Annotated in this window: 19 protein-coding genes and 1 riboswitch; of the genes, 4 read left to right on the forward strand and 15 right to left on the reverse strand. The window is 74.6% G+C overall.

Annotation, left to right across the window (positions count from 1 at the left end; translation table 11 throughout):
- The coding region (ectA, locus tag GUY61_RS12025; protein ID WP_398955172.1) for a diaminobutyrate acetyltransferase at positions 1-560 on the reverse strand (560 nt) is incomplete at its 3' end.
- Between the two features lie 350 nt (positions 561-910).
- Positions 911-2035: an aminotransferase class V-fold PLP-dependent enzyme gene (locus tag GUY61_RS12030; protein WP_313896629.1), complete on the reverse strand. Its 1125-nt coding sequence runs from the start codon at positions 2033-2035 to the stop codon at positions 911-913.
- Positions 2036-2301: 266 nt separating this feature from the next.
- On the opposite strand from GUY61_RS12030, the gene GUY61_RS12035 reads away from it, so the two are divergent.
- Positions 2302-3399, forward strand: a complete 1098-nt coding sequence (locus tag GUY61_RS12035; RefSeq protein ID WP_166630106.1) for an amidohydrolase family protein — start codon at positions 2302-2304, stop codon at positions 3397-3399.
- Between the two features lie 208 nt (positions 3400-3607).
- Positions 3608-4570, forward strand: a complete 963-nt coding sequence (locus tag GUY61_RS12040) for an SCO1860 family LAETG-anchored protein (protein WP_166630107.1) — start codon at positions 3608-3610, stop codon at positions 4568-4570.
- A gap of 149 nt (positions 4571-4719) precedes the next feature.
- On the opposite strand, the gene cobC is transcribed toward GUY61_RS12040, so the two are convergent.
- From cobC to GUY61_RS12105, 13 genes are all read right to left on the reverse strand, one after another.
- Entirely contained in the window at positions 4720-5763 is a 1044-nt protein-coding gene (cobC, locus tag GUY61_RS12045; protein ID WP_166630108.1) for an Rv2231c family pyridoxal phosphate-dependent protein CobC, read from the reverse strand.
- Positions 5753-6712: a sirohydrochlorin chelatase gene (locus tag GUY61_RS12050; RefSeq protein WP_166630109.1), complete on the reverse strand. Its 960-nt coding sequence runs from the start codon at positions 6710-6712 to the stop codon at positions 5753-5755. The genes cobC and GUY61_RS12050 overlap by 11 nt, the downstream gene beginning before the upstream one ends.
- Positions 6709-8856: a precorrin-3B C(17)-methyltransferase gene (gene cobJ / locus GUY61_RS12055; RefSeq protein ID WP_166630110.1), complete on the reverse strand. Its 2148-nt coding sequence runs from the start codon at positions 8854-8856 to the stop codon at positions 6709-6711. The genes GUY61_RS12050 and cobJ overlap by 4 nt, the downstream gene beginning before the upstream one ends.
- Positions 8853-9692: a precorrin-4 C(11)-methyltransferase gene (gene cobM / locus GUY61_RS12060; RefSeq protein ID WP_166630111.1), complete on the reverse strand. Its 840-nt coding sequence runs from the start codon at positions 9690-9692 to the stop codon at positions 8853-8855. The genes cobJ and cobM overlap by 4 nt, the downstream gene beginning before the upstream one ends.
- A gap of 530 nt (positions 9693-10222) precedes the next feature.
- The gene (gene cobI / locus GUY61_RS12065; protein ID WP_166630112.1) at positions 10223-10963 is read right to left on the reverse strand and encodes a precorrin-2 C(20)-methyltransferase; all 741 of its coding nucleotides are present in this window, start codon (positions 10961-10963) and stop codon (positions 10223-10225) included.
- A complete protein-coding gene (locus GUY61_RS12070) occupies positions 10960-12402 on the reverse strand; it encodes a cobyrinate a,c-diamide synthase (protein WP_166630113.1) in 1443 nt (480 codons plus the stop codon). The genes cobI and GUY61_RS12070 overlap by 4 nt, the downstream gene beginning before the upstream one ends.
- Positions 12399-12995, reverse strand: coding sequence for a cob(I)yrinic acid a,c-diamide adenosyltransferase (gene cobO / locus GUY61_RS12075; RefSeq protein ID WP_166630114.1), 597 nt, complete (start codon positions 12993-12995; stop codon positions 12399-12401). The genes GUY61_RS12070 and cobO overlap by 4 nt, the downstream gene beginning before the upstream one ends.
- A complete protein-coding gene (locus GUY61_RS12080) occupies positions 12995-15148 on the reverse strand; it encodes a putative cobaltochelatase (RefSeq protein WP_166630115.1) in 2154 nt (717 codons plus the stop codon). Before GUY61_RS12080 ends, cobO begins: the two co-directional genes overlap by 1 nt.
- A 76-nt stretch (positions 15149-15224) precedes the next feature.
- The gene (gene cobN, locus GUY61_RS12085) at positions 15225-18908 is read right to left on the reverse strand and encodes a cobaltochelatase subunit CobN (protein ID WP_166630116.1); all 3684 of its coding nucleotides are present in this window, start codon (positions 18906-18908) and stop codon (positions 15225-15227) included.
- Positions 18909-19084: 176 nt separating this feature from the next.
- Positions 19085-20611 carry a cobyric acid synthase gene (locus GUY61_RS12090; protein WP_166630117.1) on the reverse strand — a complete coding sequence of 509 codons (1527 nt, stop codon included), beginning with the start codon at positions 20609-20611 and terminating at the stop codon, positions 19085-19087.
- Positions 20608-21561, reverse strand: coding sequence for a cobalamin biosynthesis protein (locus tag GUY61_RS12095; RefSeq protein ID WP_166630118.1), 954 nt, complete (start codon positions 21559-21561; stop codon positions 20608-20610). Before GUY61_RS12095 ends, GUY61_RS12090 begins: the two co-directional genes overlap by 4 nt.
- Positions 21562-21694: 133 nt before the next feature.
- Positions 21695-21828, reverse strand: a riboswitch (cobalamin riboswitch).
- Between the two features lie 251 nt (positions 21829-22079).
- Positions 22080-22310, reverse strand: coding sequence for a hypothetical protein (locus tag GUY61_RS12100; protein ID WP_166630119.1), 231 nt, complete (start codon positions 22308-22310; stop codon positions 22080-22082).
- A gap of 22 nt (positions 22311-22332) precedes the next feature.
- Complete coding sequence (locus tag GUY61_RS12105; protein ID WP_166630120.1) at positions 22333-23589, reverse strand: inorganic phosphate transporter; 1257 nt, start codon at positions 23587-23589, stop codon at positions 22333-22335.
- Positions 23590-23973: 384 nt separating this feature from the next.
- Between GUY61_RS12105 and GUY61_RS12110 the strand changes: the two genes are divergently transcribed.
- Both GUY61_RS12110 and GUY61_RS12115 read left to right on the forward strand, forming a co-directional pair.
- Positions 23974-24621, forward strand: a complete 648-nt coding sequence (locus GUY61_RS12110; protein ID WP_166630121.1) for a class II aldolase/adducin family protein — start codon at positions 23974-23976, stop codon at positions 24619-24621.
- A gap of 142 nt (positions 24622-24763) precedes the next feature.
- Positions 24764-25891 carry an alpha/beta hydrolase gene (locus GUY61_RS12115; RefSeq protein ID WP_166630122.1) on the forward strand — a complete coding sequence of 376 codons (1128 nt, stop codon included), beginning with the start codon at positions 24764-24766 and terminating at the stop codon, positions 25889-25891.
- Positions 25892-25911 lie beyond the last annotated feature (20 nt).

Genomic DNA, 25911 nt, shown 5'->3' on the forward strand with positions numbered 1-25911 from the left:
GGGCAGGGCGAGGTGGACCAGCCGGGTCTTGCGGCGGACGACGCTCTGGGCCCGGCCGGGCGGCAGGCGGTGAGCGGGCCGATCCGGTAGAGCACCTCCGGTTCGTGCGCCCCGTCAGGGAACAGCCCTCCGTGGAAGAGGACCTCACGCGTCAGCGGGGCCCCGTGCCGCTCGGCGTAGGAGGTGAACAGCCGGTCGGAGGCGGTGTTGTCCGGGGTCACGGTCGTCTCGACGGCCCGTACGCCGTGCGCGTCCGCGGTCTTCACGGTCAGCGCGTCGAGCAGTACCCCCGCCAGCCCCCGGCCGCGGTGTGCTGCGTCCACGGCGATCTGCCAGACGACCAGGGTCCTCGGGCTCTCGGGCCGCAGGTAGCCGGTGACGAAGGCGATCGGCTCACCACCGGCGTCCCGTGCCACCAGAGAGGTAGCGGCGAAGTCGCGGCACCACAGCAGATAGCTGTACGAGGAGTTGAGGTCCAGGGCCCGGGAGTCGCGGGCGATCCGCCAGATCGCCGCACCGTCCTCGACGCGCGGCGTGCCGATGACCGGAGTGCTCGCAATGCGCTGACTGCTGGGAATGTTCGGAGATCTCGAATTGTCCAGAGTGCTCGGGGGGACATTCATGCGGCCCGAATTTACCGAGGGAGATCTTGAATTGCATTTCCGTACGAGGTTCCACCGCGCTGGGACACGTGTTATCACGCGCGTGGGTGCGCGTGCGCAGACCCTGGATTCTCGGGGGTAATTGGGGTGATGAATCCGTATAAAACGGGTGGTCTGTGGAGTGTGTCACACGCCTGTCATCGCGAATGGATGTCAGCGGAACCGAGGCGTTTGAGGCCGGGGAAACCGGGCAGGCGAATGCGGGGAGCTACCCCCGGTGAAATCGGGCCCGGTCCCCCTGTATTCGCTCAGGAGATGAATGATTTCCAGGTCTCGTTCGCGGTCTCCAGCGCTTCCTCCGTATTCGCCTGAACGCCCTTCTCGCGCAGGGCCCGCCCGAGACCGGTCAGCGACGCCAGAACCACGTCCGGCGTCGCGTCCGCCCCGTAATGGTTGACCCGGATCATCTCCCCGGCCAGCGCGCCGCCACCCGCGACCAGCGGCAGGGACCCGTCCGCCGTCAGGGCCGCCGCCACCAGCTCGGAGGCGTCCGTGCCGCCGGGCGTGCGCAGCGTCGTCGCGACCGGCGCCGCCTCCCGCGCCTCGCGCACGTACGGCCCCAGGCCGCCGCCCAGCGCCAGGGCGCCCGCCCGGGTCGCCGCCGCGGCCGCCCGGTGCCGGCGCATCACGGTCTCCGCGCCGTCCTCCTCGATCCGCGCCAGGCAGGCCTCCAGTGCCAGCATCTCCAGCTGCGCGGGCGCGTGCAGCAGTGCCTTCCGTCCGCCGTCGATCCAGCGCTCCTTCCAGTCGAGGAGGGAGAGGTACGAGCGGCGCGGCGCCGCGGGATTGGCCGCCATCCGCTCCCAGGCGCGGGCGCTCACGGACACGGCCGAGACTCCCGCGGGCCCGCCCATCGCCTTCTGCGCGCCGATCACGCACAGATCCACGCCCCATTCGTCGGGCAGGAGCGGCTCCGCGCCGACCGAGGCGACGGCGTCCAGCATGAACAGCGCCCCGTGCCCCCGCACGACCTCGCCGATCTCCGCGACCGGGTTGGTGTTGCCGGTCGCCGCCTCCGCGTGGACCAGCGAGACGAAGTCGATCGCCGGGTGCCCGGCGAGCGCCCGGCCGACCTGCTCGGCGGTCACCGCGGTGTGGTACGGCACCTCCAGGTCCACCACCTCGGCGCCCGCGTCGCGCAGCCAGCCCCCGAAGGTCTGCCCGTAGGGGCCGGTGATCACATTCAGCGCGGTCGAGCCGGGCCGTGCCGCCGAGCGGATGCAGCCCTCCAGCGGCAGCAGCGCCTCACCCTGGGTGATCACGACGTCCTGCCGGGTGCCGAGCAGCGCCGCCACCCGCCGCTCGATGGCCGCGAAGCGCGCGGCGGTGAGCGGAGGAAGGTCGAGGAGCGGGTGGGGATGCGGATGTGTCACGGGAGTGCCCTTTTCGAGAATGACCCAGTAATGCGTGCTTCGCCCGAGCATAGGAGGCCGTACGACGGGGCCCGGAGGGCGGTTTCCCCGCGCCCGCGGGCCGCCGCCCGGCCGGACCCGGGCCGCGTCCCCCGCCGCGCGCGTGCCTTCCCGGGCGCTCCGGAACCTCCGTGAACCACCGTGAGCCTCCGCGAACGCTCCCGACCTTGCCGAACCCTCCCCAGGGCCGCTGCCGCGCCGTTCCGGCGCTGTTCTATGGTGCGGGCATGAGCGATGACGAGGTGCTGCATGTGAAGGGGCGGGTGCTCACCGGTCCCGAGGAGGTGCGGGACGAGGTGTGGGTCGTCGGCGGCCGCATCACGTACGAGCGCCCCGCCGGTGCCGGGCCCGGGGACGTCACCACCGTCGAGGGGTGGGCGCTGCCCGGTCTCGTCGACGCGCACTGCCACGTGGGCCTCGGCCCGGACGGAGCGGTGCCCGAGGACGTCGCGGAGAAGCAGGCCCTCACCGACCGGGATGCGGGCACGCTGCTGATCCGCGACGCCGGATCGCCGGTGGACACCCACTGGATCGACGAGCGCGAGGACCTGCCGCGCATCGTCCGCGCGGGCCGGCACATCGCCCGTACCCGGCGCTACATCCGCAACTACGCCCATGAGATCGAGCCGGAGGAACTGGTCGCGTACGTCGCCCGGGAGGCGAGGCGCGGGGACGGCTGGGTCAAGCTCGTCGGCGACTGGATCGACCGGGACACCGGGGACCTCACCTTCTGCTGGACTCGCGAGACGGTCGAGGCCGCCATCGCCGAGGCCCACCGGCTCGGCGCCCGCGTCACCGCGCACTGCTTCGCCGAGGAGTCGCTCGCCCCGCTCGTCGAGGCCGGCATCGACTGTGTCGAGCATGCGACCGGGCTCACCGAGGAGACCATTCCGCTCTTCGCCGAACATGGTGTCGCCATCGTTCCGACGCTGGTCAACATCGCGACCTTCCCCCGGCTCGCCGAGGGCGGGGAGCGCAAGTTCCCCCGCTGGTCGGCCCGTATGCGGCGGCTGCACGAGCGCCGGTACGACACCGTGCGCGCGGCCTACGACGCGGGCATCGCGGTGTACGTCGGCACGGACGCCGGCGGTTCGCTCGCGCACGGACTGGTCGCCGCCGAGGTGGCGGAACTCGTCAAGGCGGGCATCCCGCCGGTCGACGCGCTGTCCGCCACGGCCTGGGGCGCCCGTGCCTGGCTGGGCAGGCCCTCGCTGGAGGAGGGCGCGCCCGCGGACCTGGTGGTGTACGAGACGGACCCGCGGGCGGACGTCCGGGTACTGGCGGCTCCGCGACGGATCGTGCTGAAGGGCCGGGTCGTCGGCTGACGGGAGGGGCGGGCCCGCCCGCCCCTGATGTCGAACGGACAAGCGGTAACCACCCGTTGGGGTGAAGTGGCGCTGGGTTGCTGACCGTTCACCCTCAGTGCGTAAGGATTCGTGGACCGAGACCGCCGGCACCACCCGCGATGTCCCCCATGGCGGGGCGCGGCGGCTCGATGTCCCCTGTCTCCACACCTGTGAGGGTTCCTTCACCATGTCCGTTCTCGTACGCAGCACCGCCGCCCTGCTCTCCGTCGGCACGGCACTCGTCACCGCCGTACCGGCGCACGCCACCGACGAGAAGGGCGGCGGAAACGCGAGCGCCGTCGTGCTGCGCACCGGACTCGACGTCTCGCTGCTCGACAAGTCGGTCCGGATCCCGCTGCGCGCCTCGCTCAACGAGGTGCGGGCCCCCGAGGCGGCCGCCGACAAGACGGCGCTGGCCGTGACCGTGGACGGCGTCGACAAGGGCAGGCCCGTACAGATCCTGCGCGCCGACGTGGCCACCGCCAGGGCGGACGTCACCGAGGGCCGCGCCGAGGCGGAGTCGAACCTGGTGAAGGCGAGGGTGCACGTTCCCGGACTGCCGCTGCTGTCCCTGATCGAGGTCGAGAAGGTCACCTCGAAGGCGGTCTGCGAGGCCGGCAGGCAGCCGGTCGCCGAGTCCAACCTGCTGGGTTCTGTCACCGCCCTCGGCAAGAAGGTCACCCTGTCGACCGGCGGCACGACACGGGTCGCGGTGCCGGGGGTGGGCGAGGTCCGGCTCGACCTGTCCCGCGAGGAGACCACGAGCACGACGGCGGCGGCGACCGCCCTGGAACTCAAGGTGTCCGTCGACCCGCTGGAGCTGAACGTGGCGGAGGTGGAGGGCACGGTCACGCTGGCCCAGGCCACCTGCACCTCGCCCTCGAGCCCGGCCTCCGGGCCGGGGTCCGGTTCGGGGAATGAGGCCGCGCCGGAGACGGAGACCGCGGCGGAGCCGGAGGGCGAGGCCGCGGAGGAGGCCTCCGGCGACACGCCGGGCATCGCCGCGCAGTCGGCGGGCGAACCCGGCAGGGCGAACCTCGCCGAGACCGGCGGCAGTTCCCTCACCCCGTACCTGGCGGGCGGCGCCTTCGCCCTCGTCGCCTCGGGCGCCGGAGCCGTGGCCCTGGCCCGCTCCCGCCGCCGCGGCTGACGGCCGCGACGCGCCCCTCGCGAATGGCCCTTCAGGACTGGCCCGTTGGGCGGGCCCACCGGCCGGGAGGGCGGCGAGCTCCCACGCCGCCCTCCCTCCCACCCCGGTGAGCGGTCCGAGGAGGCGAAAGAACCGCCTCCCCGGACCGCTCAGCCGTCCAGGGCCTTGCCCAGAGCCGGCAGGAAGACGTCCGTGGTCGCCCGGTCCCGTACGGCGAGGCGGAGCCAGTCGGGGCCGAGGCCGGGGAAGGTGTCGCCGCGGCGGGCCGCGAAGCCCAGGTCGCGCAGCCGCTCCCGGACCCGGTCTGCTCCGGGGACCCGGATCAGCACGAAGGACGCCTCGGGGTCCGGCGGTGTCCACACCTCGTCGAACGCGGCCAGCCCGGCCAGCAGATGGCCACGGTCGGCGGCGATCGCCCGGGCGGCCGCCTCCGCCTCCGCCAGTGCCGGGGGCGCGGTGCACGCCTCGGCCGCGACCAGGGCGGGGGAGGAGACCGGCCACAGTGGCTGGGCGCGCTCGAGGACCGCGATCGTGGCCGGGTCCGCCAGGACGTAGCCGATGCGCAGGCCCGCCAGCCCCCAGGTCTTGGTGAGGCTGCGCAGCACCACCAGGCCCGGTACGTCGGTGCGCGGGGCGAGTGCCTCGCGCTCGCCGGGCACCGCGTCCATGAACGCCTCGTCGACGACCAGCGTCCGCCCGGGGCGCGCGAGCCGTTCGATCAGCCCGGCCGGGTGCAGCACGGACGTGGGGTTGGTCGGGTTGCCGATGACCACCAGGTCCGCCTCGTCGGGAACGGCGTCCGGATCCAGCCGGAACCCGTTCCCGGCGCTCAGCACGACCCGCCGCACCTCGTGCCCGGCGTCCCGCAGCGCGGCCTCGGGCTCGGTGAACTGCGGGTGCACGACGACCGGGTGACGGAACGTCAGGGCGCGGGCGAGCAGCACGAAGGCCTCCGCGGCCCCGGCCGTCAGCAGCACCCGGGACGGCGGGAGGCCATGGCGGTGCGCGACCGCCGCCCGGGCCGCCGAGCCGTCCGGGTAGGCGGCCAGAGCGTCCAGGGAGGCGGCGATCCGCTCCCTGAGCCATTGGGGCGGCGTACCGGCACGCACGTTCACCGCGAGGTCGACCAGCCCGGCGCCGCCCCTGACCTCCGCGTCCCCGTGGTGCCGCAGGTCGCAGGGATCAGTGGGCATGGGCGTGGCCGCCGTGCTGGTGTCCGTGTCCGGTGCCCTGACCGTCGCCGTGGTGGTGACCGTGGTGGTGGCCGTCGTCGTCCGGGTGGAAGTGCGGCTGCTGCGGAGCCCCGACCCTGTCCTCGAAGCCGGGCAGCGCTATCCGGTACACGCACGCGTCGCAGTTCATCCGCAGGTCGCCCTTCACCGCCTCCTCGTAGCGCTCCAGCACCAGGGACATCAGCTCCTCCGTGGGGCCGATGACATCCGCCGACCGCACCTGAGTCTCCGGGTGCGCCGCTGCCCAGTCGGCGGTCTGCCGCCGCACCCGGTCCGGCAGGATGCCGGTGAACAGGAAGTACGGCAGCACCACGACACGGCTCGCGCCGAGCCGGGCGCAGCGGTCGAGACCGGCCGGCACATCGGGTGCGGCCAGCGACACGAACGCCGTCTCCACGCCCGCGTAGCCCCGGCCCTCCCACAGCAGCCGCGCCGCCTTGTGCACCTCGGCGTTGGCGTCCGGGTCGGTGGAACCGCGGCCCACCAGCAGCACGGTCACGTCGGCACGGTCCCACGCCGCCCCGCCGGCCGGTCCGCCGCCGAGCGCCTCGTCGACCCGCCGCTCCAGCACGGACAGCAGCGCCGGATGAGGGCCCAGCGGACGGCCGTAGGTGTAGGAAATGCCCGGGTGCCGTTCCTTCTCCCGGGCCAGTGCCGCCGGGATGTCGCCCTTCGCGTGCCCGGCCGACACCAGCATCAGCGGGACCGCGGCGAAACGCCGCACCCCGCGCTCCACCAGCTCGGTGACGGCCTCCCCGAGCGGCGGCGGCGACAGCTCGATGAACCCGCCGGCAACGGGCAGTCCGGGACGGCGCTCGCCCAGCGCCCGTACGAAGTCCCGGAACGCCCCGGCCCCCGCTTCGTCACGGGTGCCGTGGCCGGCGATGAGCAGGGCGGGCGGGGTGGTCACAGGTTCTCCTCGGTAGGTGTGGCGGTGCTCTGCCAGCGGTAGCCGCGCGGGGTCACCATCCGGCCCGCGACCTCGCGGGTGGCGGTGTTCCCGACCGTCACGACGGTCATCATGTCGACCGTCGCCGGGTCCAGCGCGGCCAGCGTCGTGAGGCGGCTGCTCTCGTCCGGGCGGGACGCGTTGCGTACGACGCCGACGGGGGTGCGGGGCGCGCGGTGCTCGGCGAGGATGCCGAGGGCCTTCGGCAACTGCCAGTCACGGCCCCGGCTGCGCGGGTTGTAGAACGTCACGACGATGTCGGCCTCGGCCGCCGCCCGTACCCGCCGTTCGATGACCTCCCACGGCGTGTGCAGGTCGGACAGGCTGATCGAGACATGGTCGTGGCCGAGCGGCGCCCCCAGGATCGCGGCGGCCGCGAGCGCGGCCGTCACACCCGGGACGCCCACGACGTCGATGTCCGCGGAGGCCTCGGCGAGGGCGGGCGAGGCCATCGCGTACACGCCCGCGTCCCCGCTCCCGATGAGGGCCACCGCGTGCCCGGCACGGGCCTCGGCGACGGCGGTACGCGCCCTCTCCTCCTCGGCGCCCAGTCCGGACTCCAGGATGCGGGTGCCCGGCAGCAGCAGGTCCCGGATCTGGTCGACGTACTGGTCGAGGCCGACCACGACGGAGGCCCGGCGCAGCTCCGCGCGGGCCCGCGGCGTCAGCAGGTCCCGGGCTCCGGGCCCGAGCCCGACAACGGCGAGCCGCCCGCGCGGCCGCCGCCGGGCCACCGCGCACGTCGCCATCGCCGCACGGCCCGGCGGCGCCGACTTCCGCTTGGGAACCAGCAGTTCGCCGCCCCCGCTGCCGGCCAGCGCCGCCGCCTCCGCGACGGACGGCGTGCCCACGGCGTCGAGCGGTGCCCGCGACGGATTCGGCACCTCGATCCCGGCCAGTTCCCCGGCCCCGTACACCCGGAGCGGGACCCCGAGCGCCCGCGCGGCGCCGACGATGCCCGGCTCCCCGGCCTTCGCCTCGACGGTCGCCACCTCGGCCACGGACCTCACCGACAGCCCGGCCGAGGCCAGTGTCTCCTCGACCAGCCCCAGCACCTCGTCCACCGGAGCACCCTTGCTGGCGCCGACCCCGACCACGAGCGAGGGCGGCCGCAGGACGGCGGTTCCTCCGCCGAGTGCCACGATCCGGTCGGTGACGACGAGGCGGTACTCCGCACCGCTGCCCCCGTCCGCCGGGTCCGGGGCGCCGGCCGGCCGCGGCCGCGCGTCCGTGACGGCCGTTTCCTGCCGCCCCAGCGGACTCCCGCCGGCGCGGCCGGACGGCTCGTCGTCCCGGTGTCCGGCGCGGCTGCCCGTCCGAGTGGGATCGCCCGTGACACCGGCGTCCGCCGGGCGGACCGCCCCGGCCCCGTCCGCCGGCCCGGCCGTCTCCCCGGCGGCGACGCCGGCCGGGTGGGGCCGGTGGGGTGTGCCCGATGCGTGAGCACCGGCCCCCTGCCCCGCCGCGCGGCCGGCAGCGGACACCAGGCGCGACGCCGAGCCGTGCGCGGCGTCGGAGGCGAGACCGGCCGACGCGGGGGGAGACGCGGGGACACCGGCCGGGCCGGGCTCGGCGTCCGCGGTCCCGGGGACGTGACCGGCCGGGTCGGGACGTACGTTCGGCGGGAGCGCGGGCAGCGGCCAGGCCGCGTCCGCGTGCAGGGCGACCCGCTCGCCGTCCAGGATCGCGCGGGTCACGGCCGCGGTCGCACCCTCGACCGGGAGGCCGAGGGTGTCGAGCCCGGGGATGCCCCGTGCGTCCGTCGCCGTCGTGACGACCGGCTCGCAGCCCAGCACCTCCGACACCTCGCGCGCCAGCGCGTTCGCCCCGCCGCCGTGGCCGCCCAGCAGCGCGACGGCGTGGCGTCCCGCGTCGTCGACGCAGACGACGCCGGGGTCCAGCTCCTTGCCCGCGAGCAGGGGCGCGACGATCCGTACGACGGCCCCGGTCGCCAGGAAGCACACCAGCCGCTCGCACTCCGCGAAGGCCCGCTCGACGGACTCCCGTACCGGACCGTCGTACACCTTCGTCCGGCCGGGCCAGGCCGCGGCCAGCCGGTCGCGGGCCGCCGCACCCGCCGCCGTGGCGGAAATCAGGCCGATCACAGCTGCTTCGCTCCTTCGCGCAGGGACTTGCGGGCCGCCGGGTCGGCCCGGCGGAAGCCGTGGAAGTGGCCCGGGTGGTAGAGGTGCGACCGCGTGCCGGACGCGGACAGCGCCGGGCCGACCAGGAACAGCGTGTGCTTCCAGAGCCTGTGTTCCTTGACGGTCTCCTCCAGCGTGCCGATCGTGCAGCGCAGCACCAGTTCGTCCGGCCAGGTCGCCTGGTAGGCGACGACCACCGGCGTCGAGGTCGGATAGCCGCCCTCCAGGAGTTCCTGGGTCAGCTGCCCGGAGCGGGCGGCGGACAGGAACACCGCCATCGTGGTGCCGTGCCGGGCGAACTCCCTGACCTCCTCGCCCGGCGGCATGGGCGTCTTGCCACCGCCGAGCCGGGTCAGGATCACGGACTGCGCCACCTCGGGGACCGTCAGCTCGCGCTGCGCGATCGCGGCCACGGCCGAGAACGACGAGACACCCGGCACGATCTCGACCTCCAGGCCGAGCGCCGCGCACCGGTCCAACTGCTCCTGGGTGCCGCCCCACAGCGCCGGGTCGCCCGAGTGCACCCTGGCGACGCGCAGCCCGTCCCGGGCCGCGCGCTCGTACACGGCGACGACGTCCTCCAGCGACAGCTTCGCCGAGTCGAGGACCTCGGCGCCGTCCCGGGCGTGTTCCAGCACCTCGGCCTGCACGAGGGAGGCGGCCCAGATGACCACGTCCGCGTCGGCGATGGCCCGTGCGGCCCGGAAGGTCAGCAGGTCGGCCGCGCCGGGCCCGGCGCCGACGAAGGTCACTTTGCCGGTGGTCCCCTCGGGGTCCTCGGATGCGGCTGCGGCCATGGTGGTGGTCCTCTCGGATGGTGGTCGTGCGGACGGATCGGATATGCGCGTGCCCACCACGGAGCCCGCGGCCGGGCCACGGCCCGCGTGCGGCCGGCCCCCGGTGCTCCCGCCGGTGCACGGCCCCGCACCGGGGCCGGCTGCGTGCGGCTCGGCGCTGGTGCCTTCGCCCGTGCGTGCCCGCGCTCCGGGGGCTTGGCCCGCGTGCGGATCCGTGCCGGTGCCTTCGCCGGTGCGTGCCCGCGCTCCGGGGGCTTGGCCCGCGTGCGGCTCGGCGTCGGTGCTCTCGTCGGCGTGCGGGGCCGTGCCGGTGTCTCGGCCCGCCTGCGGATCCGTGCCGGTGTCTTGGCGGGTGCCGGGTTCCGTCCCGTGGGCCGGGCACGCGGGCGCTTCCGCACCGAGTGGTCCCGCTCCCGGGTCGCCCGGGTGCGGCTCCGCGCCGGTCGCGGCGCCGCGGCCACCCGTGCGCGGAACGGGGCCTGATCCGGTTTCCGTGCCGGCGCCCCGCGCGGAGCGCGATCGCACGCCGGTCACAGCTTGCCCCCGCGTCCGCCCTCGCGCCGCGCGGGCGCGATCAGCGTCGACAGGTACGGCAGCGGCCCGTCCGCCAGCTCCTCGGCGCCGTGGATCGACTCGCCGGGCAGCCCCAGCGACGACCCCCACACCGCGCCCTCGGCCCGGCCCGTGGCCCGCAGCATCGCCGCCACCTCACGCGCCTGCCGCCCGAACTTGTACGCCACGACCGTGCCCGGGCCCTCCAGCGCCTCCTTCAGCACCGCCCGGCCGGCCGTCACCGGTACGAGGGTCAGCGGCTCGGTGCCCTCGGTGAGCACCGCCCCGCTGCGGGCCGCCAGGTCCTGCATCGCCGTGATGCCGGGCACCGTCTCCACCGCGGTCTGTGGCACCAGACGGGCGACGGTCTGCGCCAGGTACGTGAACGTGGAGTACACATTGGGGTCGCCGATCGTCGCGAACGCCACCGTGCCGTGCTCCCGCAGCAGTTCCGCCACGCGCGCGCCGGCCGCGTCCCACGCGGTCTCGCGCCGGGCCCGGTCACTGCGCTCGTTGAGCGCGAACACCACCCGCACGATCCTGTCCGGGGCGATGTGGTGCAGCACCGTGGCTTCGGCCCGCCCGCGCTCGCCCGTATCCATCACGGGTACGACGACGACACCCGCGGCGCGCAGGGCGCCCACGCCCTTGACGGTCACCAGTTCGGGGTCGCCGGGCCCCATCCCGACCCCGATGAGGCGATATGTGGCGGTCGTCATGATGGTGTCGCTCCTCGTCCGAAGGTGGCCGCCGGGCCGGCGGCCCTGTCGACCAGGCGCCGCGCCACCGACGGTGCGGCGGCCCAGTGCAGATGCAGATAACTGGCGTGCACGCCACCGAGTACGAAGCCCTCGACACGGCGCTCGGGCCGGGTGAAGCCCCACGCGGGCGTCGCCCCGCCGCCCACCGCGCCGATCGTCCCGCTGCCCGGCTCCGTCACCGTGCGGTGGAACTCGTGGCCCCGGATCCTGGTGCCGGCGTCGGCCAGCACGCTGTCCGCGACCGCGACCGCGTCCCGGTAGCCCAGCGTCAGCCGCTCCGACATCCGCGCGTCCGCCTCCAGCACCCCGCACATCGGCATGCCGTCCAGCGAGCGCGACAGATACAGCAGCCCGGCGCACTCGGCGGCCACCGGGGCGCCGGAGGCGGCCAGTTCCGCGACCGCCCGCCGCAGGGGCTCGTTCTCCGACAGCTCGGGCGCGTACACCTCGGGGAAGCCGCCGCCGATCACCAGCGCGGCCGTGCCCTCGGGCAGTTCCTTGTCGCCGGCCGGGTCGAAGACGACGACCTCCGCCCCGGCGGCGGCCAGCAGTTCGGTGTTCTCCGCGTACGAGAACGTGAACGCGGGCCCGCCCGCGACCGCGACGACGGGCCGCGGTCCCGGGCGTCGTCCCGGTTTCCCGGCCATGCCGGCCGCGGGGTCCCACGGGGCGTCCGGCAGCGGCGGGGCACTGCGCGCCAGCGCGTACAGCGCGTCCAGGTCGCACCCGGCCCGCACCCGTTCGGCCAGCGCGGCCACCGACTCGACCGCCTCGCGCCGCCGTTCGGCCACCGGCACCAGACCCAGGTGACGCGACGGCGTGCCGACGTCCGCGTCCCGTCGCAGCACCCCCAGTACCGGCACCCCTGCCTCTTCGAGCGCCGCCCGCAGCAGTTCCTCGTGCCGGTCGGACGCCACCTTGTTGAGGATCACGCCCCCGATCCGCACCAGCGGGTCCCAGGACGCGAAGCCGTGCACCAGCGCCGCCACCGACCTCGACTGCGACGAGGCGTCCACGACCAGCACCACCGGCGCCCGCAGCGCCTTCGCCACCTGCGCCGTCGACGCCAGCTCGCCCTGCCCGGCCGCACCGTCGTACAGCCCCATCACGCCCTCCACGACCGCCAGGTCGCAGCCGGCGGCCCCGTGCAGGAACAGCGGCGCCAGCAGTTCCTCCCCGCACAGGTACGCGTCGAGGTTCCGGCCCGGGCGGCCGGTGGCCAGCGCGTGGTACCCGGGGTCGATGTAGTCGGGGCCGACCTTGTGCGGGGACACGGCGAGGCCGCGCGAGGCGAAGGCGGCCATCAGTCCCGTCGCGACGGTGGTCTTGCCGCTCCCGGAGGCGGGTGCGGCGATCACGAGGCGCGCCGGGGCGGACGGGCGGGGCGCGGAGTTCACCACTCGATGCCCCTCTGGCCCTTCTGGCCCACGTCCATGGGGTGCTTCACCTTCGACATGTCGGTGACCAGATCGGCTAGGTCCACCAGCTTCTCCGGGGCGTTGCGGCCCGTGACGACGACGTGCTGGGTGCCGGGGCGGTCGCGCAGCACGGCGACCACCTCGTCGGTGTCGACCCAGCCCCAGTGCATCGGGTACGCGAACTCGTCGAGCACGTACAGCCGGTACGTCTCGGCCGCCAGGTCGCGCTTGACCTGCTCCCAGCCCTCCCGGGCCGCCTCCTCGCTCGTGGCGATGTCCCGCTGCACCCAGGACCAGCCCTCGCCCATCTTGTGCCAGGCGACGCTCCCGCCCTCGCCGCTCGCACCGAGCACGCGCAGCGCCCGCTCCTCGCCGACCTTCCACTTGGCGGACTTGACGAACTGGAACACCCCGATCGGCCAGCCCTGGTTCCAGGCGCGCAGCGCGAGCCCGAACGCCGCCGTCGACTTGCCCTTGCCGACGCCCGTGTGGACGACGACCAGCGGACGGTTACGGCGCTGACGGGTCGTCAGTCCGTCGTCCGGTACGGCACTCGGCTGTCCCTGCGGCATTACGCTGCCCTCCCCGTCGTCGTTCCCCGCGTCGTCCCGCGGGCGTCCTGTACGTCGCGCACGTCGCGCACCAGCCCGGCGATGCTGTCCGCCCGCAACTCGTCCAGGGCCACGGCCGTGCCGCCGAGGTCCGCCGCGAGCCGGCCCGCCAGCCCCAGCCGCACCGGCCCGGCCTCGCAGTCCACGACGACCGAGGCCGTGCCGCCGGCGGCGAACAGGCGCGCCGCGCGGGTGGCGAGCGCGAGCGGGTCCCCGGACCCGGCCGCTCCCGCCGCGCCGCTCCCGCCGCTTTCACCGCGGCCTGCCGCCGAGGTCGCCCGGCCGTCCGTCACCACGACGAGCAGCGGCCGGCGCGCCGGGTCCCTCAGCCGCTCCACGCGCAGCACCTCGTGGGCCTTCAGCAGCCCGGCGGCGAGCGGCGTACGGCCGCCCGTCGGCAGCGACTCCAGCCGGGCCGCCGCCGCGTCCACCGAGGACGTCGGCGGCAGTGCGAGCGCCGCCTCCCTGCCGCGGAAGGTGACAAGACCGACCTTGTCGCGCCGCTGGTACGCGTCGAGCAGCAGCGAGAGCACGGCACCCTTCACGGCGCCCATACGCTGCCGCGCCGCCATCGACCCGGAGGCGTCCACGACGAAGAGCACCAGGTTGCCCTCACGGCCCTCCCGGTCGGCCTGCCGCAGATCGCCGCGCCGCACCACCAGCCCCGGGCCGCTCCGTCCGCGCGCCCGCTGGTGCGGGGCGGCCGCCAGTACCGTCGCCGCCAGGTGCAGCTTGGTCAGCGCGCCCCTGGGCCGCCGCGCCCCCGTGGTCCGCCCGTGCTCCGTACGCGCCCGCGACCTGCGGCCCGCCGCGCCCTCACCGAGCCCGGGCACGGTCAGGACGCGGGTGCGGAAGGGGTCGGCGGGGCGTACGGCGGTCTGCTCGGGCGCGGATCCGCCCTGCCCGGCGCCCTCGCCCTGGCCCGCCCGTGCGGCCTGCGCCTGCCCGGCCGGGGACGCGTCGGGCGCCTGGGGTGCGCCGGCCGCGTCCGTCTCCCGCGCGGGGGCGTCGCCGGGCCCGCCGGGCCCGTCCTGCGGCGGCCGTCCGCCCCCGCCGCCCGGACCGTCCGGGCCGGGGTCGTCGTCGCCCTCGTCGTCCGCGTCGCCGCCGAACTCCTCCAGGGTCTCGTCGAGCTTGTCCTCGTCCAGGCCGGGCGCGTCGAAGGGATTGCGCCGCCTGCGGTGCGGCAGCGCCAGCAGCGCCGCCTGCCGCACGTCCTCGGCGAGCACCTCCGTACGGCCCGCCCAGGCCGCCAGCGCCGTGGCCGTACGCGCCATCACGATGTCCGCGCGCATGCCGTCCACCTCGAAGGCCGCGCATGTCGCGGCGATCTGCCGCAGCGCGCCGTCGCCCAGCCGCACGGAGGACACCAGTTCCCGCGCGGCGGCGATGCGCCCGCGCAGGGCGGCCTCCTCGTCGGCCCACCGGGCGGCGAAGCCGGCCGGGTCGTCCTCGTAGGCCAGTCGCCGCCGCACGACCTCCACACGCTGCCCGGGCTCGCGGGAGGCCGCGACCTCGACGGTCAGGCCGAATCGGTCGAGGAGCTGGGGCCTGAGCTCCCCCTCCTCGGGATTCATGGTCCCGACCAGCAGGAACCGTGCGGCGTGCCGGACGGAGACACCCTCGCGTTCGACGTACGAGGCGCCCATCGCGGCGGCGTCCAGCAGGAGGTCCACCAGGTGGTCGTGCAGAAGGTTGACCTCGTCGACGTAGAGGATCCCCCGGTGTGCGGCCGCGAGCAGCCCCGGCTCGAAGCTCTTCACGCCCTCCGAGAGGGCCCGCTCGATGTCGAGCGCCCCGACGAGCCGGTCCTCGGACGCCCCGACGGGCAGCTCCACCATCCGTGCGGGCCGCGACACCCCGGGGGTCTCCTCGTGCGGGCCGTCCGGGCACAGCGGATCGGGCCCGGCGGGGGCGCAGGAGAACCGGCACCCCGAGACGACCTCCACCTCCGGCACCAGGGCCGCCAGTGCCCGCACGGCGGTCGATTTCGCGGTGCCCTTCTCGCCGCGCACCAGCACGCCGCCGACCCGCGGCGACACCGCGTTCAGCAGCAGTGCCAGCCGCAGGTCGTCCTGCCCGACGATCGCGGTGAAGGGGTAGGGGACGCTCACGCGAAGACCTCCTGGTCCGTGGAGCCGGCGGTGATCAGTCGTTCGGGGGGAGCGGGCTCCCGGTGCGCCGGGAAGATCACTCGCCGCCCTCCAGATCGCCCTCGAGTTCGAGGTAGGTCTCCCGGAGCCGGTCCAGGGTGTCCTGTTCCGGCTCCGCCCACAGTCCGCGGTCGGCCGCCTCCAGCAGCCGCTCGGTGATGCCGCGCAGCGCCCACGGGTTGGACTTCCGCATGAAGTCGCGGTTCTCCGGGGCGAAGACGTACTCGGCCGAGAGCTTCTCGTACATCCAGTCGTCCACGACGCCCGCCGTCGCGTCGTAGCCGAAGAGGTAGTCGACGGTCGCCGCCATCTCGAAGGCGCCCTTGTAGCCGTGCCTGCGCATGGCCGCCATCCAGCGGGGGTTGACCACCCGCGCGCGGAACACCCGGTGGGTCTCCTCGCCGAGCGTGCGCGTCCTCACCTGGTCCGGCGTCGCCGAATCGCCCACGTACGCCTCGGGCCCCGTGCCCGTCAGGTGACGGACCATCGCCACCATCCCGCCGTGGTACTGGAAGTAGTCGTCGGCGTCGACGAGGTCGTGCTCCCTGGTGTCGACGTTCTTCGCCGCGACCTGGATCCGCCGGAACGCCGTCTCCATGTCACCGCGCGCCGCGCGCCCGTCCAGTCCGCGCCCGTAGGCGTAGCCGCCCCACACCGCGTACACCTCGGCGAGGTCCGCGTCGCTGCGCCAGTTCCGCGCGTCGATCAGCGGCAGCAGGCCCGCCCCGTACGCCCCCGGCTTGGAGCCGAAGATCCGGGCCGTGGCCCGGCGCCGGTCTCCGTGCGACGCCGTGTCCTCCTCCACATGGGCCCGTACGAAGTTCACCTCGTCCGGCTCGTCCAGCGCGGCCACCGCCCGTACCGCGTCGTCGATCAGCGCGACCACGTGCGGGAAGGCGTCCCGGAAGAAGCCGGAGATGCGGACCGTCACGTCGATGCGCGGCCGGCCCAGCTCGTCCGGCGGCACCACCTCGAAGCCGGTGACGCGCCGCGAGGCGTCGTCCCAGACCGGGCGGCAGCCGAGCAGCGCCAGGATCTCGGCGATGTCGTCGCCCTGCGTCCGCATGGCCGACGTGCCCCACACCGTCAGCCCCACGGACTTCGGGTAGTCGCCCGTGTCCGCGAGGTAGCGGGCCACCAGGGAGTCGGCGAGCGCCTGGCCGACCTCCCACGACAGCCGGGACGGAATCGCCTTCGGATCGACGGAGTAGAAGTTGCGGCCGGTCGGCAGGACGTTGACCAGCCCGCGCGTCGGGGAGCCGGAGGGGCCCGCCGGGACGTAACCGCCGTCCAGGGCGCGCAGGATGTGGTCGATCTCGTCCGTCGTACGCGCCAGCCGCGGCACCACCTCACGGCAGGCGAACTCCAGCACGGCTACGGCGTCCCGGCAGGTGGGTCCGGGAGGCGTGTCCCCGGAGGGCACGGCGCCGTCCAGCACCTCCCGTACGAGGTCCGGGACCCCGGCCGCCTCCCAGCCGCGCGCCTCCATGCCCTCGGCGAGCCGCCGGCACAGCCGCTCCAGCAGGTCGATCGCGTCGGCGCCGGTCCTCGCCGGCCCGTCCACCAGCACCGTCAGCGCCTCGGGGACCTTGACCGCGGCCCCGGGTTCGGCCAGCAGCGCCTTCTCGTCGAGTCCGAAGTGCGCGGCCAGCGAGGCCCGCAGCCCGGGCAGGGCGTTCGCCCTCCCGCCCCACACCTGCGAGGCGCGCAGCACGGCCAGCACCAGGTTGACCCGGGCGTCCCCTTCGGGACCGCCGCCCAGGACGTGCAGGCCGTCCCGGATCTGCACGTCCTTGATCTCGCACAGGTAGCCGTCGATGTGCATGACGAACTCGTCGAACTCGCCCTCGTCCGGCTGCTCGTCGACGTGCAGGTCGTGGTGGAGTTCCGCGGCCTTCACCAGCGTCCAGATCTGCGCGCGCACCGCCGGTGCCTTCGCCGGGTCCAGATCGCTGACCAGCGCGTACTCGTCGAGAAGCTGCTCCAGTTTCGCCAGGTCGCCGTAGGTGTCGGCGCGTGCCATCGGCGGCACCAGGTGGTCGACCACCGTGGCGTGCCCGCGCCGCTTGGCCTGGGTGCCCTCACCGGGGTCGTTGACGATGAAGGGGTAGACGAGCGGCAGATCGCCCAGGACCGCGTCCGGGGCGCAGCCGCGGCTCAGGCCGAGGCCCTTGCCCGGCAGCCACTCCATCGTGCCGTGCTTGCCCATGTGCACGATCGCGTCGGCGCCGAAACTGTTCTCCAGCCAGCGGTACGCCGCGAGGTAGTGGTGCGAGGGCGGCATGTCCGGGTCGTGGTAGATCGCGATCGGGTTCTCCCCGAAACCGCGCGGCGGCTGGATCATCACGACGACGTTCCCGAAGCGCAGGGACGCGAGCACGATGTCCTCGCCGTCCACGTACAGCGAGCCCGGCGGCTCGCCCCACGCGTCCAGCATCCCCTGCCGCAGATCCGCGTCCAGCGTGCCGAACCAGGCCCGGTAGTCGGCCAGGGGCACCCGGGCGGGCGCGGCGGAAAGCTGCTCCTCCGTCAGCCACTCCACGTCGTGGCCGCCGGCCTCGATGAGGCGGTGGATCAGTTCGTCCCCGCCCGGGGGGTACCCCTCGACCGCGTACCCGGCGTCCCGCAGGGCGTCCAGCACCCGCACCGCCGAGGCGGGCGTGTCCAGGCCCACCGCGTTGCCGACCCGCGAGTGCTTCGTCGGGTACGCCGTGAACACGAGCGCGAGCTTCTTCTCCGCGTTCGGCTTGTGCTTCAGCCGGGCATGCCGCACGGCGATCCCGGCGACCCGCGCGGCCCGCTCCGGGTCGGCCTCGTACACCGGTACGTCGTCGGGGCCCTGCTCCTTGAAGGAGAAGGGAACGGTGACGAGCCGCCCGTCGAACTCGGGGATCGCCACCTGCATCGCCGCGTCCATGGGGGACAGCGCGGCGGCCGACTCCTCCCACGCGGCCCGCGACGAGGTCAGGCACAGCCCCTGGAGCACCGGGACGTCCAGCCCGGCGAGCGCCCCGACGTCCCAGGCCTCCTCGTCGCCGCCGGCGCTCGCGTCACCGGCGACCGTGCCGCCGGCCGCGAGGACGGTCGCGACGAGCGCGTCGGCCCGCCCCAGCAGCGCGTACAGGCCCGGGTCCGCGCCGCGCAGCGAACCGCAGTACACGGGCAGCGCGTTGGCGCCCTGCCCCTCGATCGCCTCGCACAGCGTGTCGACGAAGGCCGTGTTCCCGGACAGCTCGTGCGCCCGGTAGAACAGCACCCCGACGGTCGGCCGCCCCTCGGTGTACGGGCGTGCCCCGTGCACGCCGTACCCGGGCAGCTTCCGCGGCTCCTCGAAGCCGAGCCCGGTCAGCAGCAGGGTGTCGGAGAGGAAGGCCGCGAGCTGCGCCAGGTTCTCCGGCCCGCCCTCGACCAGGTAGCGCAGCGCCTGGGCGACGACCCCGGCCGGGGCCGAGGACTGAGCCATCAGCTCGGCGTCCGGCACCGCCTCGCCGCCCAGCAGCACGGTCGGGATCCCGGCGGCCCCGAGCGCGGCGAGCCCGTCCTCCCAGGCGCGCCTGCCGCCCAGCAGGCGTACGACGGCGATGTCCGCGCCCTCGAGCAGCGCGGGCAGCTCGGTGCCCGCGTCGATCCGGGAGGGATTGCCGATCAGGTACGGGGCGCCGGAGGCGCGCGCCGCCAGCAGATCCGTGTCGGCGGTGGACAGCAACAGCACGGTGCTCACGAAAGGCCCCAACTTCCTTGTTGTTCCACGGTCCGCGGTCTTCTCCTGACGATCGGTGCTCGTCACCCGATCGGTGTTCTTCGTACAGTCCGTACTGTCTGTACGGTCCGCGCCGTTCCGTCGGTCCGCGCCGTCCGCACGGCCGGCGCTCACGTCGGTGACGGCGCTTCCGCCGGTCACGGTGCGCCCGGCGGGATGAACGGCAGCCCCGGCCGGGGCCCGTCCTCTATCAGCCTCAGCAGCCCGTCCGTGTCGGCGTGCTCCTCGACGAGGTCGCCGAGCCGGTCCAGCTGTTCCTCCCGCAACGCGCCGAACCGGGTGTCGGGCGCCGGCACGAAACGCCGGCCCGCCGCCCTGGCCACCTCGGTCAGGAACCGGCGGCGGAACGCGTCGCTCTCCAGCGCGCCGTGCCAGTGGGTGCCCCAGACCTGCCCGACGCGGCAGCCGTCCAGGCCCCGCCCCGAGCCGTCGGACACGAACGCCTCACCGCCGAACACCTCGGCGACGCCGTGGTGGATCTCGTAGCCCTCCACGCGCTCTCCCAGCGCCTCTCCCACCGGCCGGGCGAGGGTCTTCTCGCGGGCGAAACGCACCCGCACCGGCAGCAGTCCCAGCCCCTCGACCTCGCCGGCCCGGGACTCGACCTCGTCCTCGATCCGCTCGCCGAGCACCTGGTAGCCGCCGCAGACGCCCAGCACGGGGCGGTCCTCGGCGGCGCGCCGCGCCAGGAGGTCCGCGAGGCCGCGCCGGCGCAGCCACTGGAGCGCGCCGACCGTGCCGCGGGTGCCGGGGACCACCACCAGGTCGGCATCGGCGGCCTCCTCGGGACGGTTCACGAACCGCACCACGACGCCGGGTTCCGCGGCGAGCGCGTCCACGTCGGTGAAGTTGGACATCAGCGGCACCGCGCAGACGGCGACGCGCAGGACGTCCTCGCCGTACGGCGGCGCGGTGTTCGACTCGCGGACCGTGCCGCGCAGCGAGACCCGCAGCCCGTCCTCCTCGTCGATGCCGAGCCCGTGCCGGTGGGGCAGTACGCCGAAGACCTCCCGCCCGGTGAGGCCGCGCAGCATGTCGAGGCCCGGCTCCAGCAGCGAGACGTCGCCGCGGAACTTGTTCACGATGTACCCGGAGACCAGCGCCTGGTCCTCCGGCGAGAGCAGGGCCGTCGTACCGAAGAAGGACGCGAACACCCCGCCCCGGTCGATGTCCCCGACCACCACGACCGGCAGCCGCGCGGCCCGGGCGAGCCCCATGTTCACGATGTCCGTGCGCCGCAGATTGATCTCCGCCGGACTGCCGGCCCCCTCGCAGATCACCGCGTCATACGTGCCCCGCAGCTCCTGGAGGCACTCCACCACCGTGCCGAGCAGCGCCTCCTGCCGGCCGGAGTGGTAACCCCTGGCGCTCATCTCGCCCACCGGCCTGCCCAGCAGCACCACCTGGCTGGTCCGGTCGCCGCCGGGCTTGAGCAGCACCGGGTTCATCAGCGCCGTCGGCTCGACCCGGGCGGCCTGCGCCTGCATGGCCTGGGCGCGGCCGATCTCGGCGCCCTCCCGGGTGACGTACGAATTGAGGGACATGTTCTGCGCCTTGAAGGGCGCCACCTTGACGCCGCGCCGCACCAGCCAGCGGCAGATCCCCGCCGTGACGACGCTCTTGCCCGCGTCCGAGGTCGTTCCCGCGACCAGCAGCCCGCTCATGCCCGCCCTCTCCTCAGCAGTGCCCCGGTGAAGAGCCGCCCCGCCACACAGACGGCGAGGGCTCCGGCGGTGACGCGCCGCGAGAGCCGTACCGCGCGCTCGATGTCCCCCGCCAGGACGGGCCGGCCCGCGGCGTTCAGCACCGGACGGTGCTCCACCCGCCCGCCGTAGCTGAGCGTTCCGCCGAGCCGCACCCCGAGAGCCCCCGCGAAGGCCGCTTCGGCGCGGCCCGCGTTGGGGCTGGGGTGCTTCGCGGCGTCGGTGCGCCAGGCCCGTACGGCACCGCGCGGATCGGGACCCAGCGCGGTGGCGAGAACGGCCGTCAGCCGGGCTCCGGGCCAGCCCGCCACGTCGTCCAGCCGGGCCGAGGCCCATCCGAAGCGGCGGTACCTGGCCGATCTGTGCCCGACCATCGCGTCGAGGGTGTTGACGGCGCGGAACCCCACGAGCCCCGGCACACCACCGAGCGCCCCCCACACCAGGGCTCCCACCACGGCGTCGGAGGTGTTCTCGGCCACGGACTCGACCACCGCCCGGGCGATGCCCGGCTCGTCGAGCGCCTGCGGATCCCGGCCGCACAGATGCGGCAGCCGCTCCCGTGCCGTCTCCGCGTCCCCGGCGGCCAGCGCCCCGCCCACGGCGCGCGCCTCCCGGCCGAGCGAGGTCCCGCCCACGACGGCCCAGGTGGTGGCGGCGGTCAGCGCGAGCGCGGTGCCGGGGCTGCGGCGCGCGGCGCGCGCGGCGATGCCCGCTCCGGCGGCGGCCCCGCCGACGCACAGCGCGGTGTACAGCGCTCCAGCGCCCCGGTGGTCGCGCCACAGCCGCCGCTCCAGGGCGCCTGCGACGCGTCCGAAGCCCGCGACGGGGTGGCCCCTGCGGGGATCGCCGAGCAGCAGATCGCCGAGGACTCCGGCCGTGGCGCCGTACGCGTAGACGTGATCGGCACGCACGGCTCAGCCCGCCGAGGTGCCGTCAGGGACCTCACTGGTGCGCGGGGGTGCTGGTTTCGCGGTACGGCAGCCGGGCATGGCGATATGTCCTCACTCGGGGTCCGCGCCCCGAAGTCGACGTGACCGGCGGTGAGAGTCTCCTGGCTCCCGGATCCGCGGTGCCCCCGGCCTTCCAGCCCGCTCGCGCGAGCCGTGACGTTCCGGTGTTGGGGGACCGCTCCCCGGTGACAGTGGCGGGACCGCGCCGGATTCGCACCGGCTTCCTCTCCTGCCGCCGTATATGGCTCGGGCAGTCCACCACGCCCCGCGAAGGCCCGTCAACTCGCCCTTGACCTGCGAAGCCGCATTGTGCCGAGGCCCACATCGCGGGGCGCACCGGCGCGGGCAGGGGGCGTCCGCCGCGGGCAGGGGCGCGCCGTACCCGGGGCGGGAACGGCTCCGCCCGGCCCGGGAACGGCTGTGCCCCGCCCGGACCCTTTCGGGGCCGGGCGGGGCGTGGCGGATGCGTTGCGCGGCCTTCAGGCCATGATCAGGTGGATGCCGTAGCCCACGGCCGCCGCGCACAGCGCGAAGCACGCGTACGCGCCGGCACCGGCCAGGGCCGCGGCTCCGGAGGAGCCGCCCTCGGCGGTGGCCGCCCGCCGCCTGGAGAGGCCGACGATGCCGAGGGTGAACAGGCCGACGAGGGCCACGGTGACCACGAGACTGACTCCGAAGACGGAGCCGAGAGCTGCCCAGTCGATCTTCATCTTGCTGCTTCTTCCTTCGGGCTCAGACCGTGGTGGGCCGTGTCGTGGACTCGGCCTGGGTGGTGGCCGTCGCGGGCGGGGCCGGGATGGTGGCCGCGAGCTCCTCGGCGGTGGCCTGGTGACCGGCCGGGGGAGGGGTGACGGCGGCCATCGCGGCGGTGACCACGCCGGGCGGCTCCTCGGTCTCGTTGACGTTGCTGTGGTCGACCACCTCGCGCCGGGAGACGATCCAGATCGCGGCACTGGAGGCGATGAGGAACACGGCGACGAGTGCGGTGCCCCAGGTGCCGAAGGACGTCAGGTACTCGGCGAGCGCCGCGACGAGCGCGGCGGCCGGGAGGGTGAGGCCCCAGGCGACGAACATCCGAGTCGCCGTGGACCAGCGGACCACGCCGCCCTTGCGGCCGAGGCCCGCGCCCATCACCGAACCGGACACGGAGTGCGTGGTGGACAGGGAGAAGCCCAGGTGGGAGGAGGCCAGGATGACCGTGGCCGCGCTGGTCTGGGCGGTGAAGCCCTGCTGCGGCTGGAGGTCGGTCAGACCGCGGCCCATGGTGCGGATGATGCGCCAGCCGCCCAGGTAGGTGCCGAGTGCGATCGCGACACCGGCGGAGAGGATCACCCAGACCGGCGGGTCGGAATCGGGGGCGATGGCGCCGCCGGCGACCAGGGCCAGGGTGATGATGCCCATCGTCTTCTGGGCGTCGTTGGTGCCGTGGGCGAGGGAGACCAGGCCGGCGGAGGCGATCTGGCCGGCCTTGTAGCCCGTGTGGGAGGTCTTCTCGTCGACGTTCCTGCCGAGCCGGTAGGTCAGCCGGGTGGCCAGCATCGCGGCGATACCCGCGACCAGCGGGGCCGCGACGGCCGGGATGAGCACCTTGGTGACGAGCACGTCGCCATGGACGGCTCCGAAGCCGGCCGAGGCGATGGCGGCTCCGATCAGACCGCCCATGAGGGCGTGCGAGGAGCTGGAGGGGAGTCCGACGAGCCAGGTCAGCAGATTCCAGAGGATGGCGCCGACGAGCGCCGCGAAAATGACCTCGGGACGTATGCCGTCTTCGTTGACGAGACCCTTGGAGATCGTGTTGGCGACCTCCACGGAGAGAAAGGCGCCGACAAGGTTCAGCACGGCGGACATGGCCACCGCGACCTTGGGCTTCATTGCGCCGGTCGAGATGGTGGTGGCCATCGCGTTGGCGGTGTCGTGGAAACCGTTCGTGAAATCGAACGCGAGTGCGGTTACCACCACAATCGCGAGGATCAGCGAGAAGTTTTCCATTTACCCAGGCAATCTTTCGAGGTCATTGGCGCGTTGAACGTACGTAACCTGAGTGAACGGAAGGTGAACTGCGACGGGCCTTGCGGTGTCCCGCGAGTCTCCGTGAAGTGTCGCACGTCACCCCCGAGGGGTCCCGGGAAGGGACTCCCCGGGGCTTGGGTGGCCTGGAACGGCTGGAAACCGCCCCCCTGCGGGGGCCCCGGGGAGGCCGGTGGAGGTCCCGTTCGGGCCCGGGTGAACGCTTCTCCGGACATCCGGCCGCCGACGTGATCCTGGTCACAGGTGTCGGCCGCCGCCCTCGGGGAAGGCGACCGTGCCCGCCGGCCGGTGCCCCGGGCCTCTGTCGAGGGCCCCGCCGCCCGGCGGCGTGGCAGGATCGCGCGCATGACCGACGCAGAAGACGCCGCCTGGACCGCGCTCGTCGCCACCGCCCGCAGGACGACCGCCGAGGGCCTCGTCGTCGGTACGTCGGGGAACGTGTCGGCACGCGTCGGGGACCTGGTCCTCGTCACGCCCACCGGAGTGCCCTACGACCGGCTCGGCCCGGGGGACCTGCTGGCCGTCGACCTCGACGGCACCCGGGTCCGCGGCGAACTCGCACCGACCAGCGAACTGCCCATGCACCTCGCCGTGTACCGGCACACCGATGCCCGCGCCGTCGTGCACACCCACGCCGTGCACGCCACCGCGGTCTCCACCCTCGTCACCGAGCTGCCGCTCATCCACTACATGGCCGGCATGCTCGGCGGACCGGTCCGCGTCGCCCGCTACGCGACGTACGGCACCGAGGAACTCGCCCGCAACATGACGGACGCACTTCGGGACCGCAGCGGCTGCCTGCTCCAGAACCACGGCACACTCACCTACGGCGATACCCTCGACCAGGCGTACGACCGCACCGCGCAGCTGGAGTGGATGTGCCGGGTCTGGCTCGCCGCCCGCTCCGTACCCGGTCTCGAACCCAGCCTGCTGACCCCCGATCAGCTGGACGAGGCCCAGCGGCGGCTGCGCGGCTACGGGCAGCCGCGCTGACACACCCGCGCCGCGCGCCCGCGCTGACACACCTGCGCTGACACACCCGCGCCGCCGGCGCCGAAATCGCAGGGGCCCGAACCGTCACCCGGGCGGCTCCGGCCACTGGCCGTGCGCCCGCCGCCCGCCCACACTGGAACGGATGCGCACCGGCAGAGCGGCGGCACTCGCCGCCACCACCGTCCTGGGGGCCGGCGCGGCCGTGATCGCGGCCGGCCGGCTCGCGAGCGGCGCCGCCCTGAAGAACGTCCCGGGACGTCCGCTGCCCATCGAGCCCGAGCTCACCGTCCACTCCGTCGCCGCCGGCCGGATCACCCTGACCCGTTCCCTGGCCTCGCAGCGCCCCGGCACCTACGGCCTCACCTCCCGCCACAGCCATGCCGTCATCGGCCCGCTCGTCGAAGGCGCCGCACCCGGCCCCGACACCGTCGTACGCCGCCTGGAACGGGTCACGCACGGCGAACTCCGGCCCGGCGACAGACTGTGGCTCACCCCCCAGGTGCACCTCGGCGACCCGCGCTCCGCACTCGGCCTCGACCACGCCGACGTCGACATCCCCGGCGAACTCGGCACCCTGCCGGCCTGGTTCGTGCCCCAGGCACGCGACACCTGGATGATCACCGTCCACGGCCTGGGCACCACCCGGGAGCACCCCATGGTGGTGATGCCCTTCCTGCACCGCCTCCGGTTCCCCGTGCTCGACCTGGCCTACCGCGGCGACCTCGGCGCGCCCCGCTCGCCCGACGGCCTCGGACACCTCGGCGACAGCGAATGGCGCGACCTGGACGCGGCGATCCGCTACGCCGTGCGGTACGGCGCCGAACGCGTCGTCCTCCACGGCTGGTCCACCGGCGCCAGCATGGCGCTGCACGCCGCCGCCAACTCCGCGCAGCGCCACCGGATCGCCGGACTGGTCCTGGACTCGCCGGTGCTCGACTGGCAGGTCACCCTGCGGGCCCTGGCCGCCGCCAACCGCACCCCTCGCCCGGTGATTCCGCTCGCCGTCAGAGCCGCCCAGGGCAGTACCGGAGCCCACCCCGACCGGCTCGCGGAGGCCGCCGACCACCGGGCACTCCAGGTGCCGACCCTGCTCGTCCACGGCCCCGACGACGTCCTGGCCCCCTGGGAGGACTCCCGGCGGCTCGCCGGACTGCGGCCGGATCTCGTCACCCTCCACACCGTGCGCAACGCCCCGCACTCCGCCATGTGGAACGCCGACCCGGCCGCCTACGAGGAACGGCTCCGCCGCTTCCTGACCCCCCTCATGTGACCGCCACCCCCTCGTGCGAC

This window comes from Streptomyces sp. GC420 (genome assembly GCF_009916105.1).
Lineage (GTDB): Bacteria > Actinomycetota > Actinomycetes > Streptomycetales > Streptomycetaceae > Streptomyces.

What these genes read in the sequence shown, in the direction of transcription:
- GUY61_RS12110 (WP_166630121.1), top strand. Translation starts at nt 23,974, where the DNA reads ATGACCGACGCAGAAGACGCCGCCTGGACCGCGCTCGTCGCCACCGCC.
- GUY61_RS12090 (WP_166630117.1), bottom strand. Translation starts at nt 20,611, where the DNA reads ATGAGCGGGCTGCTGGTCGCGGGAACGACCTCGGACGCGGGCAAGAGC.
- cobO (WP_166630114.1), bottom strand. Translation starts at nt 12,995, where the DNA reads ATGCCGCAGGGACAGCCGAGTGCCGTACCGGACGACGGACTGACGACC.
- cobC (WP_166630108.1), bottom strand. Translation starts at nt 5,763, where the DNA reads ATGCCCACTGATCCCTGCGACCTGCGGCACCACGGGGACGCGGAGGTC.
- GUY61_RS12115 (WP_166630122.1), top strand. Translation starts at nt 24,764, where the DNA reads ATGCGCACCGGCAGAGCGGCGGCACTCGCCGCCACCACCGTCCTGGGG.
- GUY61_RS12105 (WP_166630120.1), bottom strand. Translation starts at nt 23,589, where the DNA reads ATGGAAAACTTCTCGCTGATCCTCGCGATTGTGGTGGTAACCGCACTC.
- cobI (WP_166630112.1), bottom strand. Translation starts at nt 10,963, where the DNA reads ATGACGACCGCCACATATCGCCTCATCGGGGTCGGGATGGGGCCCGGC.
- GUY61_RS12100 (WP_166630119.1), bottom strand. Translation starts at nt 22,310, where the DNA reads ATGAAGATCGACTGGGCAGCTCTCGGCTCCGTCTTCGGAGTCAGTCTC.
- GUY61_RS12035 (WP_166630106.1), top strand. Translation starts at nt 2,302, where the DNA reads ATGAGCGATGACGAGGTGCTGCATGTGAAGGGGCGGGTGCTCACCGGT.
- GUY61_RS12040 (WP_166630107.1), top strand. Translation starts at nt 3,608, where the DNA reads ATGTCCGTTCTCGTACGCAGCACCGCCGCCCTGCTCTCCGTCGGCACG.
- cobM (WP_166630111.1), bottom strand. Translation starts at nt 9,692, where the DNA reads ATGGCCGCAGCCGCATCCGAGGACCCCGAGGGGACCACCGGCAAAGTG.